Below are 16,341 nucleotides of genomic sequence, written 5' to 3'. Positions count from 1 at the left end.
CATTTCAAATTCCATATACCCTCCTAGGTAATAAGTACTACATTGACGACGACGAAAAACTTAAAAATTTCCTGCGAACCATTCCTTCATGCGCGAGATCACACTTTGCAACGCGCCTGACTGAGATACTCGACGGCCACGCAACAGTTGCGCCTGGCCTTCCATTAATAAACCGATACTGGTAGCAAAACGTGGGCTACGTAAAACTTCATGCAGGTGGCCACGGTACTCAGGGGTACCGATGCGCGCTGGGCGCAAGAACACTTGTTCAGCAAGCTCAACCATGCCTGGCATCAAAGAAGTTCCGCCGGTCAGTACGATTCCTGAAGACACCATATCTTCGTAACCAGAATCACGTACAACACCCCGAACTAATGTGAATAACTCTTCAACCCGCGGCTCAATCACGGCAGCTAAGGCTTGTTTTGACATTGGGCGTGGCTCACGATCACCAACACCTGGGACATCAATCATTGTGGTTGGATCCGCCATATCTTGTCGAGCAATACCGTACTGAATTTTTAAATCTTCCGCATCAATCGTCGGCGTACGCAATGCCATTGCAATGTCATTGGTAATTTGATCGCCTGCAATCGGAATCACAGCAGTATGTCGAATAGAGCCTTGACAATAAATTGCAATATCAGTTGTGCCACCGCCAATATCTACCAAGACAACACCTAACTCTTTCTCATCTTCTGTTAGCACAGCTAAGCTAGAGGCTAGCGGCTGCAAGATAAGATCATTTACTTCCAAGCCACAACGACGCACACACTTCACAATATTTTGCGCAGCACTAACTGCACCAGTAACAATGTGCACTTTCACCTCAAGGCGTAAACCACTCATGCCAATTGGCTCACGCACATCTTCTTGCCCATCAATAATGAATTCTTGAACGAGGATATGGAGAATTTGCTGATCAGTTGGAATATTGATTGCTTTAGCAGTTTCTAAAACACGTTCAACATCACCAGCGCTAACCTCTTTAGCGCGAATCGCCACCATACCGCTGGAGTTAAAGCTCACAATGTGATTTCCAGCGATACCAGTAAAGACCTGCACGATCTGGCGATCCGCCATGACCTCCGCCTCTTCAAGCGCTTTTTGAATGGATTGGACAGTAGCTTCAATATTGACAACTACACCCTTCTTCAAACCCTTGGATGCAGTTTGGCCAACGCCAACTACATTAAATTGGCCATCAACTCCCAATTCAGCGACTAATGCAACCACCTTGGAGGTTCCAATATCTAATCCGACCAATAAATCGCGGTTGTCTTTACTCATTCTTATTCCTCATTGCTTCTGCTCACTTTTTTTGCCGTCTGCTTCATTCTTTTTCAAACTTGCCGAAGCAAGATGCACTGCAAATCCATTTGCATAGCGCAGATCAATTGCATCTACGCGATTAGCCCATCTCTCTTGAACCTGTGGCCAATACTTAAATAGGCGCGCGACACGATCTTCGGTTAATGTTTTATCTGAATTCTCTTCATCCCTACCGAACTCCACCTTCATGCCATTGGATAACTTCACATGCCAGGCGTAGCGATCAGAAAGGGTTAAGCTCTTTACTTCTGCGCTCCAAGGCTTAAACCAGTTATTTGCCTTTTCATATAGGCGCATCACTTCTTTGCTTGCATCCTCTGGCCCTGAGAAATCAATCAAAGAAATACCATCTCCCACATCAGAAACGCGACCAGCAAAGAGTTCACCATGGGTATTCATTAAGGCGTGACTATCCACGCCACCCCAAGTACCAAAAGGCTTTTGCTCTTCAATACTCACAATCAATCCGTTAGGCCAGACTCTGCGAACGTTGGCATGACGCACCCAAGGCATGGACTCGAAGCCACGCTTCACATCCTCCAACCTCACACTGAAAAAATTTCCTTGAACCGTCTCTAAAACCTGTTGCTTTACTACAGGCTTATTAATATGTTTGAGTGTTTGTCCAGCCAATGGCTCAATGACAACTTGGCGTAAGGCAAAGACGGGGCGCTGACTTAGCCACACTAAAATTCCAACGCAAACCATGATCGCGAAACAGCGCATTAAGAAACGGCTCAGCTTTTGCATCCGCTCTGCATGATTCCAAAGTGGAGATGCCAATGAAGTAAACACTTCACCGAAGCCGTTTAAGAAAGCACTCATCCGACTCATGCTTGCGCAGCCCCTTTGACATTCAAAGTCTGGCTAATGACCCAGAGAACTAATTCAGCATATTCAACACCAGCTGCTTTTGCAGCCATCGGAACCAAAGAGTGTGAAGTCATGCCTGGGGATGTATTCATCTCCAAGAGATAAGGTTTGCCAGTTTTTTGATCGAGCATCACATCAGCGCGACCCCAAGTCCTACAACCGAGAGCACGATAGGCAGCCAATGCTAGTTCTTGAACCGCATTGTTTACCTCTGGCGCTAGACCGGTTGGGCATAAGTATTTTGTCTCATCAGAGAAGTACTTATTATGAAAATCGTAATTGGCTTCAGGTGGAATAATTTTGATTACAGGCAAAGCCTCAGCATCCGCTCCAAATCCAACTAGGGGGCAAGTCAACTCGTCACCAACAATGCAAGTCTCAGCAATCACTTTTTTATCCATTCCAGCAGCCAACTTATAGGCAGCAGGCAACTCGTCGATGGATTTCACTTTCGTTAAACCGAGTGATGAACCTTCATGTGCAGGCTTGACAATCAATGGTAGACCTAAGTGCTGCACCACTGCATTCCAGTCACTATCGGCTTTCAACTCCTGAAACTCTGGGGTTGAAAGGCCGCTACTGATCCAAACAAGTTTGGTCGCAATCTTGTCGATCGCTAATGCGGATGCCAACACACCACTACCGGTATAAGGCAAACCTAAGAGATCAAGCAATCCCTGGATCGTACCGTCCTCACCGTAACGTCCATGCAAAGAGATAAATACACGGTCAAATTTTTCTTTTGCTATTTCGGTTGGGCAACGCAAGCTTGGATCAAATGGATACGCATCCACACCTTTAGAGAGCAGCGCTTCCAATACGCCATTACCCGACATTAAAGAAATCTCACGCTCACCAGAGCGACCACCGAGCAATACACCCACTCGACCAAGAGATTTAACGTCCAAGTTTGCGAGCTCACTCTTCACGCGCTTACCCCAGGAATACATTTGTGTACTTTGATTAGGCATGTTTTGCCTCCGCCAATACATGAGGCAAGCCAGAGATAGAACCTGCACCCATCGTGATTAAGACATCACCATCACGCAATAAGGCGCTGAGTTTTTCAGGCATCTCAGCAACACTCGGAGCAAAGGCCACGGCTGAGCTATCTAAAGAGGCTTTTAAAGCTGTATCCGTTGTCAGCGCTGCTTTCATGAGACTTTGACCATCAGCACCTGGAATCTTGGCCTCACCAGCTGAATACACTTCAGTTAACACAAGTGCATCAAAATTTTTGAGGACCTGAACAAATTCACCAAAGCAGTCACGCGTTCTTGTAAAGCGATGTGGTTGGAATGCCAATACCAGGCGACGATCAGGATAAGCCCCGCGAGCCGCAGATAAAGTAGCTGCCATTTCTACAGGATGATGTCCGTAATCATCTATCAATGTGAAACTTCCACCAGACGCCAAAGGAATTTCACCATACCTTTGGAAGCGACGACCAACACCACTAAATTCAGATAAAGCTTTCACAATAGCCTCATCACCCACACCCAGCTCAGTAGCGATACCAATTGCCGCCAGGGCATTGCGAACGTTATGCAAGCCCGGTAAATTTAATTGCACTTCAAGTCGACCAGGCTTATTGCCGTGGCGACGCACGGTTTTACGATCAACCGTAAAGTGCATGCGAGTACCTTCAGCGCGAACATTACTTGCACGAATATCTGCATCTTCAGATAAGCCATAGCGTAATACTGGCTGAGATACAAACGGGATAATGTCTCGCACGTTTGCATCATCAATACAAAGTACTGCGATGCCATAAAAAGGCATGCGTTGAATGAACTGGACAAATGCTTGCTTTAATCTCGCCATGTCATGCTGATAGGTATCCATGTGATCAGCATCAATGTTGGTGACTACCTCCATTGCTGGGAATAACTGCAAGAAGGAGGCATCAGACTCATCTGCCTCAACAACAATAAAGTCGCCTTGGCCTAAGCGCGCATTAGCACCTGCAGAATTTAGCTTTCCACCAATCACAAAGGTTGGATCCAGACCACCTTCAGCTAAGACGGAGGCAACCAAACTGGTCGTAGTGGTTTTACCGTGAGTACCCGCAATTGCAATGCCCTGCTTCAAGCGCATGAGTTCACCGAGCATAACAGCACGTTGAATTACGGGGACTTTAGCTGCGCGAGCAGCTAGTACTTCAGGGTTATTGCCTGCAACCGCAGTAGAAATAACCACTGCCTCTGCAGTACCAATATTTTTAGGATCATGTCCAATATGAATAACTGCGCCCAAATCTCTTAAGCGCTTAGTTGCAGCACCTTCAGCTAAGTCGGATCCAGATACCTGATAACCCAGATTCAACAGCACTTCGGCAATACCGCTCATGCCTGCGCCACCGATACCAACAAAATGTATTTGCTGAACAATATGTTTCATATACCTACTCCTGCACAGTCTGCACACACTTCGGCCACACGCTGAGTTGCATGAGGCTTAGCTAAAGCATGAGCACGTTCAGCCATTACTTGTAAATCTTGGCGGCTAAAGTTTTGAATCATGGATGCGAGATCCTGCGGATTGAGATCTTGTTGTGGGAGCAGAATTGCTGCATCTGCATCCGACAAAAATCGTGCGTTTGCAGTCTGATGGTCATCAATTGCGTATGGAAATGGAACCAAGCAGGATGCAACACCACATGCTGCGATTTCTGAAACAGTCATTGCACCAGAGCGGCAGATCACGAGATCTGCTTGAGCATAGGCAGCTGGCATATCGTCAATAAAAGAGCGAATGTCAGCAGCAACACCTAAATCGGCATAACGCCCTTGTAAATCTGCGAGATGTTTATCACCTGCCTGGTGAATCACACATGGACGAGCGTCCTTATCCATCAATGCCAAGGCGGCTGGAATCGCCTCATTTAAGGCGGCAGCACCTAAACTACCGCCCACCACCAGAATAGATAAAGGACCAGTGCGCTCCTGGTAACGCTTTGCTGGCGCACCTACAGTGTCGAATTCTTCACGAATGGGATTGCCTACCCACTCAGCATGAGCCAGCGTATTGGGAAAGCCGGTCAGGGTACGCATAGCAATTTTGGCGAGAGCGCGATTGGCACTTCCGGCTACGGAATTGGCTTCATGTAAAACCAGCGGCTTCTTCAGAAACTTAGTCATTAAGCCACCAGGAAATGTAATGTATCCACCCATACCTAAAACCACATTTGGCTTAATGCGGCGCATGATCTTCAAGCTCTGAAAGCTCGCTCTTGCCAAATTAAATGGCAACATCAATTTTGCTTTGATGCCTTTGCCACGCAAGCCGCCAAACTCAACTGCCTCAAATGGGAAGTCACAAGCTTTTACCAAGCGATATTCCATGCCACTTTGATTTCCAAGCCAAAAAACCTTCCAACCACAAATACGTAGGTATTCAGCAACAGCTAGACCCGGAAAAATATGTCCCCCAGTACCACCGGCCATAATCAAGATGGATGGCTTGGTCATAGCTTGCCACCTCGCATCAAGATTCGGTTCTCATAATCAATACGCAGGAGCATTGCGACTGCAACTGCATTCATCAAAATTCCTGATCCGCCATAGCTGACTAAAGGAAGAGTCAAGCCTTTGGTAGGAAGCAAACCTAAGTTCACACCCATATTGATAAATGCTTGCCAACCAATCCATATCGCCACACCTTTAGCGGCAAGGCCAGCAAAACTGCGATCCAATTGCAAAGCGGTACGGCCAATGAGAAACGCACGACGCACGATCCAATAGAACAGGAAGATCATCACTACTACACCGATAAATCCAAGCTCTTCACCAATCACCGCCATGATGAAATCAGTATGCGCTTCAGGAAGATAGTGTAATTTTTCAACACTGCCACCTAGACCCAAACCAAACCATTCACCGCGACCAAATGCCATCAGAGAATGGGTTAATTGATAACCTTTATTTGCTGCGTTATCGACTTGCCATGGATCCATAAACGCCAACATGCGGCCACGACGGAAAGGCGAAAGAGCAATCATCGTGGCGCCACTCATCAAGCCAACTAAAATCAGACCACCAAACAACTTAGCGTTGATACCACCCAAGAACAAAATTCCAAAGGCAATTAAAGCGACCATAACAAATGCACCCATGTCTGGCTCAGCCATAAGCAAGCCCCCAACCAAGGCAACCGCAATGCCCATTGGTAACATACCCTTCACAAATGAGTGTAGATATTCTTGGCGTTGCACTGTATAGCTTGCAGCAAAAATTACTGCGGCAAATTTCATTAATTCAGATGGCTGGAAGTTCATCAGACCTAAAGGAATCCAACGCTTTGCACCATTCACACCTTTTCCAACGCCAGGGATAAGTACGGCAATTAATAGCAAGACTGTAAAACCAAAAATCACTGGTGAATAACGATCCCATACATGAGTTGGAATCTTAAATACCCAAATAGCAACCCCAATGGCAATGGCCAATGAAATGCAATGACGAATTAAGAAAAAGTTGCTGCTGTAATTTGCATACTTAGGGCCATCAGCCAAAGTAATGGATGCCGAATAGACCATCACCAAGCCAATTAATGCCAGGGACAATACTGCCCATACCAATAGCTGGTCATAATCCATCATGCGCGAACGAGTTTGCTCAACGCCAGAAACCGCATCCCTCAAACCACTGCGGAAATTATCTATCCCGCCTCTGGAGAAATTCCAGAAGCGGCCAAGGCCCAAACGATTCTCAGGAAAAATTTTTTCCTTCAAACTCATGCATGGACTCCTTCGAATTGCATTCCCAATTCTTGAACTTCTGCAACAAACGCTTCGGCACGCGCCACGTAATCACTAAATTGATCAAAGCTAGCGCAAGCCGGGGACAATAAAACGATGTCGCCAGACTGGGCTTGTTTTGCAGCCTCGGCTACTGCATTTTGTAGAGTCTCACTCATAACGCAGGACACTGAGTCAGCCAAGGCCTCTGCAATCATTGGAGCATCTTTGCCGATGAGGTAAATGCCTTTTACAAAGCGTAATGCGGGACCACGCAAAGGACTAAAGTCTTGCCCCTTACCTTCACCACCAGCAATCAACCAGATGCGCTTGCCAGACTCATTAGCGCACAGGCCATTCAATGCAGCAACTGTTGCCCCCACATTAGTACCCTTGCTGTCATCTACATACTCAACGTTAGAGACAATCGCAACGCTTTGAACACGATGAGGTTCACCATGGTAGTCACGCAAACCATGCAAGAGCATATTCATCGGCAAACCAGCAGATCGTGCCAAGGCTAGAGCAGCTAATGCATTCAAAGCATTGTGGCGACCACGAATGCGTAAAGCATCAACTGGTATTAAACGCTTGAGTCTTAATGGATCTTCCTCTACAGCGACAGCTTTACGGCGACGCTTAGGTTGAGGCTCAAGATCTTCATCCACTTCAGCCCAAACTAGCCAATCAATTCCACCTGCGCGTAGATCATGCTCAATTCCAAAGGCACCCTGCTCATCAGGGCGACTTGCGCCAAAAGTAATAACTGATTTATTTGCCTTTTGCTCATCAGTCAGCAGATTCATTACCAGTGAATCATCACGATTCAGAATGCAGATAGTATCCTGTCCAAAGATATTCGCTTTTGCATCAACATAGGCCTGCATACCTCCATGCCAATCCAAGTGATCTTGCGTAATATTTAATACAGTTGCTGCTGTTGCATTAAACGTGCTTGTGTAAACCAATTGGAAGCTAGAGAGTTCAAGCACCCAAATCTCAGGCATATCAACAACTTGATCAGATTCATCAAGGCAAGACATTAATTTATCTAGTGCTGCTGGACTAATATTTCCAGCAACAGCAACTCGCTTGCCAGCGCGCTCACACAACTGCCCTGTGAGCGCAGTCGTTGTTGTCTTTCCATTGGTTCCAGTAATCGCCAATAAGGCAGGCTTATATTGAGACTCTACGACTTGAGCCATACGATCCAATGCAGCAATAGCCCTAGCAAAAAATTCCAGCTCTCCCCAGATATCAATACTAGTTTCTTGCACTTTAACCAAGAATGAAGCCACCGGCTCTTGCAGTGGCGATAAACCAGGGCTAATTCCGATGACATCAATATTGTTTAAATTGATGTCATCAAGAGGTCCAAAGTAAGCGTCTTTGAGTCCTGCAAATTCAAGATCAGCCAACCAGGCTTTTTGTCGTTCATTCAGGTGTTCACGATCACGCGTATCAGCTAAGCTGACTTTTCCAGCATTTCGCAAACACCATTTGGCCATGGCATAGCCAGACTCTCCCAATCCTAAGATCAAGAAATGTTGGGGTGCTTGATAGCCCTCATCTGCAATGAGTGCTGGGTTAGCGAAGGCTTGGTCTAAGTTATGCATATTCTTTGGCTTACCGTAATTTCAGGCTGGAGAGGCCAATGAGGACTAATAAAATAGTGATGATCCAGAAGCGAACCACTACCTGCGTTTCGCGCCATCCATCCAATTCAAAATGGTGATGCAGTGGTGCCATCCTAAAAATACGACGGCCTTCACCAAAACGCTTCTTGGTAAATTTGAACCAGAACACTTGCAACACCACTGAAACAGTTTCTGCTACGAAGATTCCACCCATCACGAAGAGGACGATTTCTTGGCGAACAATCACGGCAATAGTACCGAGTGCGCCACCCAATGCGAGTGCACCAACATCACCCATGAAGACTTGTGCAGGATGGGTGTTATACCAAAGGAATGCTAATCCCGCGCCACCCATAGCACCACAGAAAATCATGAGCTCGCCTGCACCAGGAATATATGGGAACAACAGATACTTTGCGTAAATTGCATTACCCATCACATAAGCAAAAGCACCCAAAGCAGCGCCAACTAAAATCACCGGCATGATCACGAGACCATCAAGTCCATCCGTAAGATTCACGGCATTGCTACTACCAACAATCACCAAGTAACTCAAAATGATGAAACCCATTACACCCAATGGATAACTCACCTCTTTCATAAAGGGAATGAGTAAGTTTGATTTGGCAGGCAAGTCCAAAGCGAAGCCACTCTTGAGCCAATCAAAGAACAACTGCAAGACTTTGAGGTTATTCACTTCGGATACAGAGAAAGCCAGGTAAATAGCAGCAAATAGTCCAATCAAAGTTTGCCAAAAGAATTTTTCTCTTGAAGCCATTCCCTTGGGATCTTTGCGCGCTACTTTGCGGTAATCATCAACCCAACCAACCAAGCCAAATCCAAAAGTCACAATCATCACAATCCAAATAAAGCGATTGCTCAAATCAGCCCACAACATGCAGGAGATAAAAATGCCCAAAAGAATAAGCACGCCACCCATTGTTGGGGTGCCCGATTTCACTAAATGGGTTTGTGGGCCGTCTTTACGAACCGCCTGACCCATCTTCAATGCAGTCAACTTCCGAATAACCCATGGGCCAGCCGCTAAGCCAATCAGCAAAGCGGTGACTGTTGCCATCACCGCTCTAAAAGTGATGTAGTTAAAGACCCGGAAAAATCCAAAATCATCCTGTAACCATTGCGCCAATATCAAGAGCATGTTTTAGCCTCCTCTAATAAGGCCTGTACTACACGCTCCATACGCATAAAACGAGATCCCTTAACCAAAATATCTAAATGCACTTGCTTGCTCGATTCTTGATCTACCAGCGCCTCAGTAAGCTCTTCAAGCAACCCATCCAATGTGGTGAAGTGTGTAGCACCACCAGTAAGCTGAGTCTTCTGAGAATTATTAAAGCTCTGCACCGCAAATTTGCACTGCTCTCCGAGGGCGAATAGCTTGCTAATGCCCTGCTCGGCAGCATAGGCGCCAACTTCCTCATGGAAAGTTGGGCCTTGATCGCCGACCTCACCCATATCACCCAACACCAACCAAGAAGCATTTCCAGACTGCTTCAGTGCATCAATAGCAGCCCTCACAGAATCAGGATTCGCGTTGTAACTATCGTCAATCAAGGTTCGGCCTGCATTTAAAGGTTTGGATTGCATGCGACCATTGACTGGGATAAAAGATTCCAGACCCACTTTGATTTGCTCCAAACTTAAACCAGCACCTAAAGCTACCGCGCCGGCGGCTAGAGCATTACGTACATTGTGAATTCCCAAGGTATTGAGTTGCACCTCAACCTTGCCAAGTTCAGTTGAAATCTCAATTCTTCCACTAACTAATAGCTTTCCAGTCACAGAAGCTTTGACCAACGCCGAGTCTGCAGATAAAGCAAAATCAATCACTTTGCGCCCTGCGGCAGCTTGATGCCAAACCGCGGAGAATTCAGAATCCGCTGGGAATACTGCAACACCATCCGAGGGCAGTGAACTCAAAGCAGCTGCGTGCTCTTTTGCAACTGCTTCCACAGTCGACATAAATTCCTGATGCTCACGCTGAGCATTGTTAATCAAGGCAATATTGGCCTGAGCAATGATGGCCAACTCTGCTGTTTCACCAGGATGATTCATACCTAACTCAATCACCGCCAAGCGATCGCTTGATCGCATACGTAGCAGAGTTAAAGGCAGACCAATATCGTTATTGAAATTACCTTTGGTAACCAGCGTACATTCTTCGCCGGCAGCAGCCTTAAAGATAGACGCAATCATCTCTTTAACAGTAGTTTTGCCATTTGATCCAGTTACTAAAGCTACTGGAATAGAAAACTGTGCACGCCATGCTTTTGCCAACTCACCTAAACTTTGTTTAACATCCCGGACGCATACTGCAGGTAAGTTTGCAGGGCATTTATCTTTCTGGCTAATAAGCGCTGCACTTACGCCCGCTGTGGCCACATCACCCAAAAAATCATGCGCATCAAAACGTTCGCCAGATAAAGCGATAAATAATTCATCTGATTGGATCTGGCGACTATCGCTGCCAACGCAAGCAATAGAGATCGCTCTAGCCGACTCCACGTCAACATGAATCAATTGACTGTCTGGCAGCATGGCATGCACTTGGGCAAGAGTAGTCATAGGCGTGGTCATACCTGACCCCTTGCAGCTAAACGAATATGCTCTTGATCAGAAAAATCAAATTTCTTGCCATTAATTTCTTGGGTCGACTCATGCCCCTTACCAGCAACCAAAACAATATCTTTTGTATCCGCATGACGAACGGCAGCCATAATGGCAGCCGCTCTATCAGGCAGCGCCTGCACATTCGAAAGGTCACCTGACATACCAGCTTGAATCATGGCAATAATAGAACTCGGATCTTCAGATCTGGGGTTATCACTCGTAATCACAATATGATCTGCAAACTCTTGCGCTGCATGACCCATTTGAGAACGCTTACCTGAGTCTCGATCGCCACCGCAACCAAAAACACACCATACTTTTCCATTACGTTGATTTGCAATGGAGCGCAATGCGTTCAATGCTTTAGTGAGGGCATCTGGCGTATGGGCATAGTCCACAACAATTAATGGACCATTGGTCCTTTGTGTTTTATTTAAGCGAATCAGCTCCATCCGACCTGGAACGGCACTCAGCTTATTCATGCGCTTGGAGGCTTCGCCGGGGCTCAAGCCTTGGGCTAATAGAACTGTCCAGACAGCAAGGCAATTACTCAGATTGAACTCACCCAATACTGCAAGTTGAACAGCACTTACACCCGACGCATCACAGTTAAATTGAGATTCATAACCCGCAGTCGTAAATTGAGTGTTTTCTGTATACGCACGCCTCAGACGATCACCAAATTTCTCAAATCCAGCAAATGCATTACTGCTTAATGCGTAGCCCCATACTTGAGGGCTATCGACAGCGAGGAGCTTCATTGCTAATTCACGCCCAAATGCATCATCAAAATTAATGATGGCATTTTCAAGCTGAGGTAGATGGAATAGCTTTGCTTTTGCCTCAGCGTAGTCCCCCATCGTGCCGTGATAATCCAAATGATCTTGAGTCAAATTCGTAAATACCGCAGTACGGACATCCAAACCGGCAATACGATCTTGATCGAGCGCATGGGAAGAAATCTCAATAGCTACTTGCTGAGCACCCGCATCAAGCAATTCTTTTAATTGAGTTTGTAAACGTGGTGCATCAGGTGTGGTGTAACCAGTCTGAATCAACATACGTGGAAATCCAGCACCCAAAGTACCCAATACCGCAGTTCGATGATTAGACTCGTCTAAAGCCTGCGCCAGCCACTGAGTAATACTGGTTTTGCCATTGGTGCCTGTAACACCGATGACATTGAGATTTTTGCTTGGGTAGCCATACCATTGAGCACAGAGCTCACCAACTAAGCTGGATAAATTTTCGACAGCAAAACATTCAGAGCGATCCAAGTAATCATTCGCCACGCCATCAGCAGGATCAAATACAACCGCTGCTGCGCCATTTGCCAAAGCAGCAGTAATGTAATCACGGCCATCTCGCAAGGCATTGCCATGACCAACTGGGTATGCAAAGAAAATATCACCAGATTCAACTTGACGACTATCTGCAGTCACTTTTGCATCTACTGATGTGAGATCGCGTAAATGTGAGATCAAGAGATGGGGTTCAATATTCACCATTGCCATCATCTTTTCAAAACCATTACATTTGTTTTTACTGCAGCACTCTGAATTTCCGCAGGATTTTTATCCTCCAGTGCCATCTGCTTAATATTGCTATCTGGCAAGACATTTAAAGTGCGCAAAGTCTCACTCACGATAGTAGAGAAAACTGGTGCTGCAACATCGCCACCATAGTGACTGCCGCCAGTCGGCTCATCAATCATCACAGCAACCACAATACGTGGCGCACTAATGGGTGCCAAACCTGCAAAGTAAGCCCGGTATTTGTTGCCGTAACCCTTACCCACTAATTTATGCGCTGTGCCTGTCTTTCCACCAACCCGATAACCTTCAGCCTGTGCTTTGATGGCAGTACCTCCAGGCTCTGTTACCGACTCCATCATGCTGCGCATTTCTATGGCCGTCTTAGCAGAAATAACATGTGTACCAGGCTTAAATTCTGGACTACGCTCAATTGTGAGTGGGACCAATTCTCCATCACGAGCAAAGATGGTATAAGCACGAGCCACCTGAAAGAGTGAGCCTGAAATGCCATAGCCAAATGCAATCCGCGCTTGATCTGTTGGCATCCATTTTTTATAAGGATGGACTGTGCCCGCTACTGCACCGGGGAAGCCAATCTTTGGCGCCTGACCCAAGCCAACAGATGTATAGAAATTCCACATCTCTTCTGCAGATAAATTATTCATTGCAATTTTGGCAGTACCAATGTTGCTTGATTTCTGAATAATTTGAGCGACTGTCAAGTTGCCATAAGGATGGGTATCTGTAATCGGTTTTGGACCAACCAAATATTTCGCACCAATTACCATATTGGTATTGGGGGCAATAACCCCCTTCTCCAAAGCGATCGCTATCGTCAATGGTTTTATTGTTGAGCCAGGTTCAAAGGTGTCAGTTAAAACGCGATTACGTAATTGCTCACCAGTTAACTTCTTGCGATCGTTAGGGTTATAGCTTGGATAGTTTGCTAAGGCTAAAATCTCACCAGTCTGAGTATCCAATACCACTGCACCGCCAGCACTAGCGCGGTGCTGCTCTACCGCATTCTTAACAGCGTTATAAGCTAAAAACTGAATCTTGCTATCAATCGAGAGCTGCAAATCTTTGCCGTTTTGGGGCAACTGCAAAATTGCAACATCCTCGACAACGCGACCCAAGCGATCTACAACTACTCGACGTGCCCCTGGATGTCCAGCTAAGTCTTTTTCTCGAGAGAGCTCCATACCCTCTTGGCCACGATCTTCCACATTAGTAAAGCCGACAACATGCGCCATCGCTTCACCTTCTGGATAAAAGCGACGATATTCGTTATTCAAACCAATACCTGGGATTTCTAATTGCTTAATCTGTTGAGCCACTTCAGGGTCTACTTGCCGCTTCAAGAAAATCTGCTTACGCTCTTCTTTTAACTTTTTACGCAACTCTGATTCACTGATCTGCAAAAGACTCGCTAACTTTTGAACCTTATCCGCAGCTAAATTATCAGGCACAGTATCGTTATAAGCAATCACCGACTTTGCTTCCAAGCTTGTCGCAATCACTTGGCCATTTCGATCCAATATTTTTCCGCGGGAAGCAGGTAATTCCAACTCACGCTGTGTACCGCGTACGCCCTTAGCTTCATAAAAAGCATTTCCGGGACCCTGAATCCAGAATGCGCGGATCAGTAGCAGCATAAATACGAAGAACAGCATAAATAGCATGAGGCGTGACCGCCACATTGGCAGACGCAATACTAGGTTAGGCGTAGTTGAAAAACCTACTGGCCTCATCTAGCCTCCTTCAAGTACACAGTACGTTCTGGAGATATCGGGACCATGCGCAACTGATTACGAGCAACATCACGAATTCGTGCAGACTTCGATAAGTTGCGCTGTTCATACTCTAAACGTAACCAATCCTGGTTAAGCTTGTGCTCTTCAATTTGCGCGCGCTCTAGAGAGATAAATAATTTACGCGCACGCTGCTGGGCTGCCACCAAAGATAGTGCGCAGACTAATAGCAATACCAGCAAGGTTAACGTAGCGCGATTCAAACCAGCACCCCTGCACGTTTTTCAGCAACACGCATGATGGCTGAACGAGCACGAGGGTTCTCACGAACTTCCTCGTTGCTTGGCTTAACGCGTCCAATAATCTCTAAGGCACTTTGTGGTAAATCTCGATCACGGACAGGCAACCCCCGAGGCACCTCAACCTTGGCGTGTGACTGCAGAAACTGCTTCACAATGCGATCTTCTAGAGAGTGAAAACTAATAACAGCTAAACGTGCGCCCGGCCTTAATAAATTGAGTGCTGCTTTTAATCCAAGCTCTAAATCTTCTAGCTCACGATTAATAAAAATTCGGAGTGCTTGGAAAGTTCGAGTAGCGGGATCTTGCCCCACCTCTCTAGTGCGAACCACGCTGGCTACCAAGCTTGCTAATTGCAAAGTTGTTTTTGGCGACAAACCTTCCTCTCGCTTAGCTACGATAGCTTTTGCGATTTGAAATGCAAAACGTTCCTCACCATAAGTCTTAATCACGCGCGTGATGTCCTCTTGTGATGCTTGCTCCAACCATTCTGCTGCTGTCAAACCATGATCCGTGTTCATACGCATATCGAGCGGACCATCCTTGCGAAAGGAAAATCCACGATGTGCTTCGTCCACTTGTGGAGAGCTGATTCCAAGGTCCAACAAAATGCCATCGACTGATTCTGGTTCCGCGTACTGATCCATCTGCGCAAAACTGTCGTGCACGATTCGTAAACGAGGATCGTTGATTTTTTCCGCGACTGCGATCGCATCCAAATCCTTGTCGAAGGAAATCATTCGCGCGTTCGCAGGCAATTGCGAAAGCAGTGCTTGCGTATGACCGCCACGCCCAAAGGTTCCATCGATCAAAAGTAGATTTTTTGAAGCTTCGGGAGAGGTGATGCGTGGGCCACTGATCAGCGCCGTCACCGCCTCGGCCAGCAATACTGGGCGATGAGTTATGTTCATAGCACCCTGTCATCAAAAATTAAATTGCTTCAGGGCTTCAGGCATACCTTGTGCAATGGCAGCCTGTTCTTTTGCAGCATAAGTGGCGGCGTCCCACAACTCCAGATGACTACCCATGCCGAGTAGCATCACTTCTTTTTCAATGCCAGCAGCTGATCTCAACTCTGGGCTCACCAAAATTCTGCCAGCGCTATCCAAATCAACTTCAGCAGCATTACCAAGGAAGATTCGGCGCCACCAATGGGCATCCATCGGTAATTGCGCGACACGTGAACGGAAGGTTTCCCACTCAGGACGGGGGAACAACAATAGGCATCCATCAGGGTGTTTTGTGAGCGTAATCCGGCCCTCACCTTGGACTAACAAGGCGTCACGATGCTTTGCCGGCACAGACATTCGGCCTTTTGCATCTAAATTGAGAGCTGACGCACCTTGAAACACCATTTACCCCACTTTTTCACACTTCCTCCCACTTTAGAGGATCGCAATAAGAGGGTCAAGTGTTTTTGGGTAATTTTTTAGGAAATTTCCTAGTGATTACAAACACTTAGCGTCATGTGTTAATAAAATGGTGCCTATAAAAATGCTACTTGAAACAACGGCTTGGAAAATATACTTAAGAATAGGTCTTAGC

At 46.4% G+C, this 16,341-nt stretch carries 14 protein-coding genes; all 14 read right to left on the bottom strand.

What is annotated here, in order from left to right; translation table 11 throughout:
- Positions 1–60 precede the first annotated feature (60 nt).
- From ftsA to mraZ, 14 genes are read right to left on the bottom strand one after another with little or no spacing between them, the layout of a single operon-like run.
- A complete protein-coding gene (gene ftsA, locus B7X71_RS00860; protein ID WP_293597644.1) occupies positions 61–1,290 on the bottom strand; it encodes a cell division protein FtsA in 1,230 nt (409 codons plus the stop codon).
- Positions 1,291–1,299: 9 nt separating this feature from the next.
- On the bottom strand, positions 1,300–2,166 hold the full coding sequence (locus tag B7X71_RS00855) for a cell division protein FtsQ/DivIB (RefSeq protein WP_293597645.1): 867 nt from the start codon (positions 2,164–2,166) through the stop codon (positions 1,300–1,302).
- Positions 2,163–3,155, bottom strand: coding sequence for a D-alanine--D-alanine ligase (locus B7X71_RS00850; protein ID WP_293597656.1), 993 nt, complete (start codon positions 3,153–3,155; stop codon positions 2,163–2,165). Before B7X71_RS00850 ends, B7X71_RS00855 begins: the two co-directional genes overlap by 4 nt.
- 13 nt (positions 3,156–3,168) lie before the next feature.
- Positions 3,169–4,605 carry a UDP-N-acetylmuramate--L-alanine ligase gene (murC, locus tag B7X71_RS00845; protein WP_293597646.1) on the bottom strand — a complete coding sequence of 479 codons (1,437 nt, stop codon included), beginning with the start codon at positions 4,603–4,605 and terminating at the stop codon, positions 3,169–3,171.
- The gene (gene murG / locus B7X71_RS00840; protein WP_293597647.1) at positions 4,602–5,675 is read right to left on the bottom strand and encodes an undecaprenyldiphospho-muramoylpentapeptide beta-N-acetylglucosaminyltransferase; all 1,074 of its coding nucleotides are present in this window, start codon (positions 5,673–5,675) and stop codon (positions 4,602–4,604) included. Before murG ends, murC begins: the two co-directional genes overlap by 4 nt.
- The gene (gene ftsW, locus B7X71_RS00835; protein ID WP_293597648.1) at positions 5,672–6,943 is read right to left on the bottom strand and encodes a putative lipid II flippase FtsW; all 1,272 of its coding nucleotides are present in this window, start codon (positions 6,941–6,943) and stop codon (positions 5,672–5,674) included. The genes murG and ftsW overlap by 4 nt, the downstream gene beginning before the upstream one ends.
- Entirely contained in the window at positions 6,940–8,559 is a 1,620-nt protein-coding gene (gene murD / locus B7X71_RS00830) for a UDP-N-acetylmuramoyl-L-alanine--D-glutamate ligase (RefSeq protein ID WP_293597649.1), read from the bottom strand. Before murD ends, ftsW begins: the two co-directional genes overlap by 4 nt.
- A gap of 10 nt (positions 8,560–8,569) precedes the next feature.
- On the bottom strand, positions 8,570–9,739 hold the full coding sequence (gene mraY, locus B7X71_RS00825) for a phospho-N-acetylmuramoyl-pentapeptide-transferase (protein WP_293597650.1): 1,170 nt from the start codon (positions 9,737–9,739) through the stop codon (positions 8,570–8,572).
- On the bottom strand, positions 9,730–11,178 hold the full coding sequence (gene murF / locus B7X71_RS00820; RefSeq protein WP_293597651.1) for a UDP-N-acetylmuramoyl-tripeptide--D-alanyl-D-alanine ligase: 1,449 nt from the start codon (positions 11,176–11,178) through the stop codon (positions 9,730–9,732). Before murF ends, mraY begins: the two co-directional genes overlap by 10 nt.
- On the bottom strand, positions 11,175–12,728 hold the full coding sequence (locus tag B7X71_RS00815; RefSeq protein ID WP_293597652.1) for a UDP-N-acetylmuramoyl-L-alanyl-D-glutamate--2,6-diaminopimelate ligase: 1,554 nt from the start codon (positions 12,726–12,728) through the stop codon (positions 11,175–11,177). Before B7X71_RS00815 ends, murF begins: the two co-directional genes overlap by 4 nt.
- Entirely contained in the window at positions 12,725–14,497 is a 1,773-nt protein-coding gene (locus tag B7X71_RS00810) for a penicillin-binding protein 2 (RefSeq protein WP_293597653.1), read from the bottom strand. Before B7X71_RS00810 ends, B7X71_RS00815 begins: the two co-directional genes overlap by 4 nt.
- The gene (gene ftsL, locus B7X71_RS00805; protein WP_293597654.1) at positions 14,494–14,760 is read right to left on the bottom strand and encodes a cell division protein FtsL; all 267 of its coding nucleotides are present in this window, start codon (positions 14,758–14,760) and stop codon (positions 14,494–14,496) included. The genes B7X71_RS00810 and ftsL overlap by 4 nt, the downstream gene beginning before the upstream one ends.
- The gene (gene rsmH / locus B7X71_RS00800) at positions 14,757–15,707 is read right to left on the bottom strand and encodes a 16S rRNA (cytosine(1402)-N(4))-methyltransferase RsmH (RefSeq protein ID WP_293597655.1); all 951 of its coding nucleotides are present in this window, start codon (positions 15,705–15,707) and stop codon (positions 14,757–14,759) included. The genes ftsL and rsmH overlap by 4 nt, the downstream gene beginning before the upstream one ends.
- Before the next feature lie 12 nt (positions 15,708–15,719).
- Complete coding sequence (gene mraZ / locus B7X71_RS00795) at positions 15,720–16,148, bottom strand: division/cell wall cluster transcriptional repressor MraZ (protein WP_041484992.1); 429 nt, start codon at positions 16,146–16,148, stop codon at positions 15,720–15,722.
- Positions 16,149–16,341 lie beyond the last annotated feature (193 nt).

The sequence above is a fragment of the Polynucleobacter sp. 39-46-10 genome (assembly GCF_002282275.1).
This window is presented reverse-complemented; position numbering and strand designations above follow the sequence as displayed.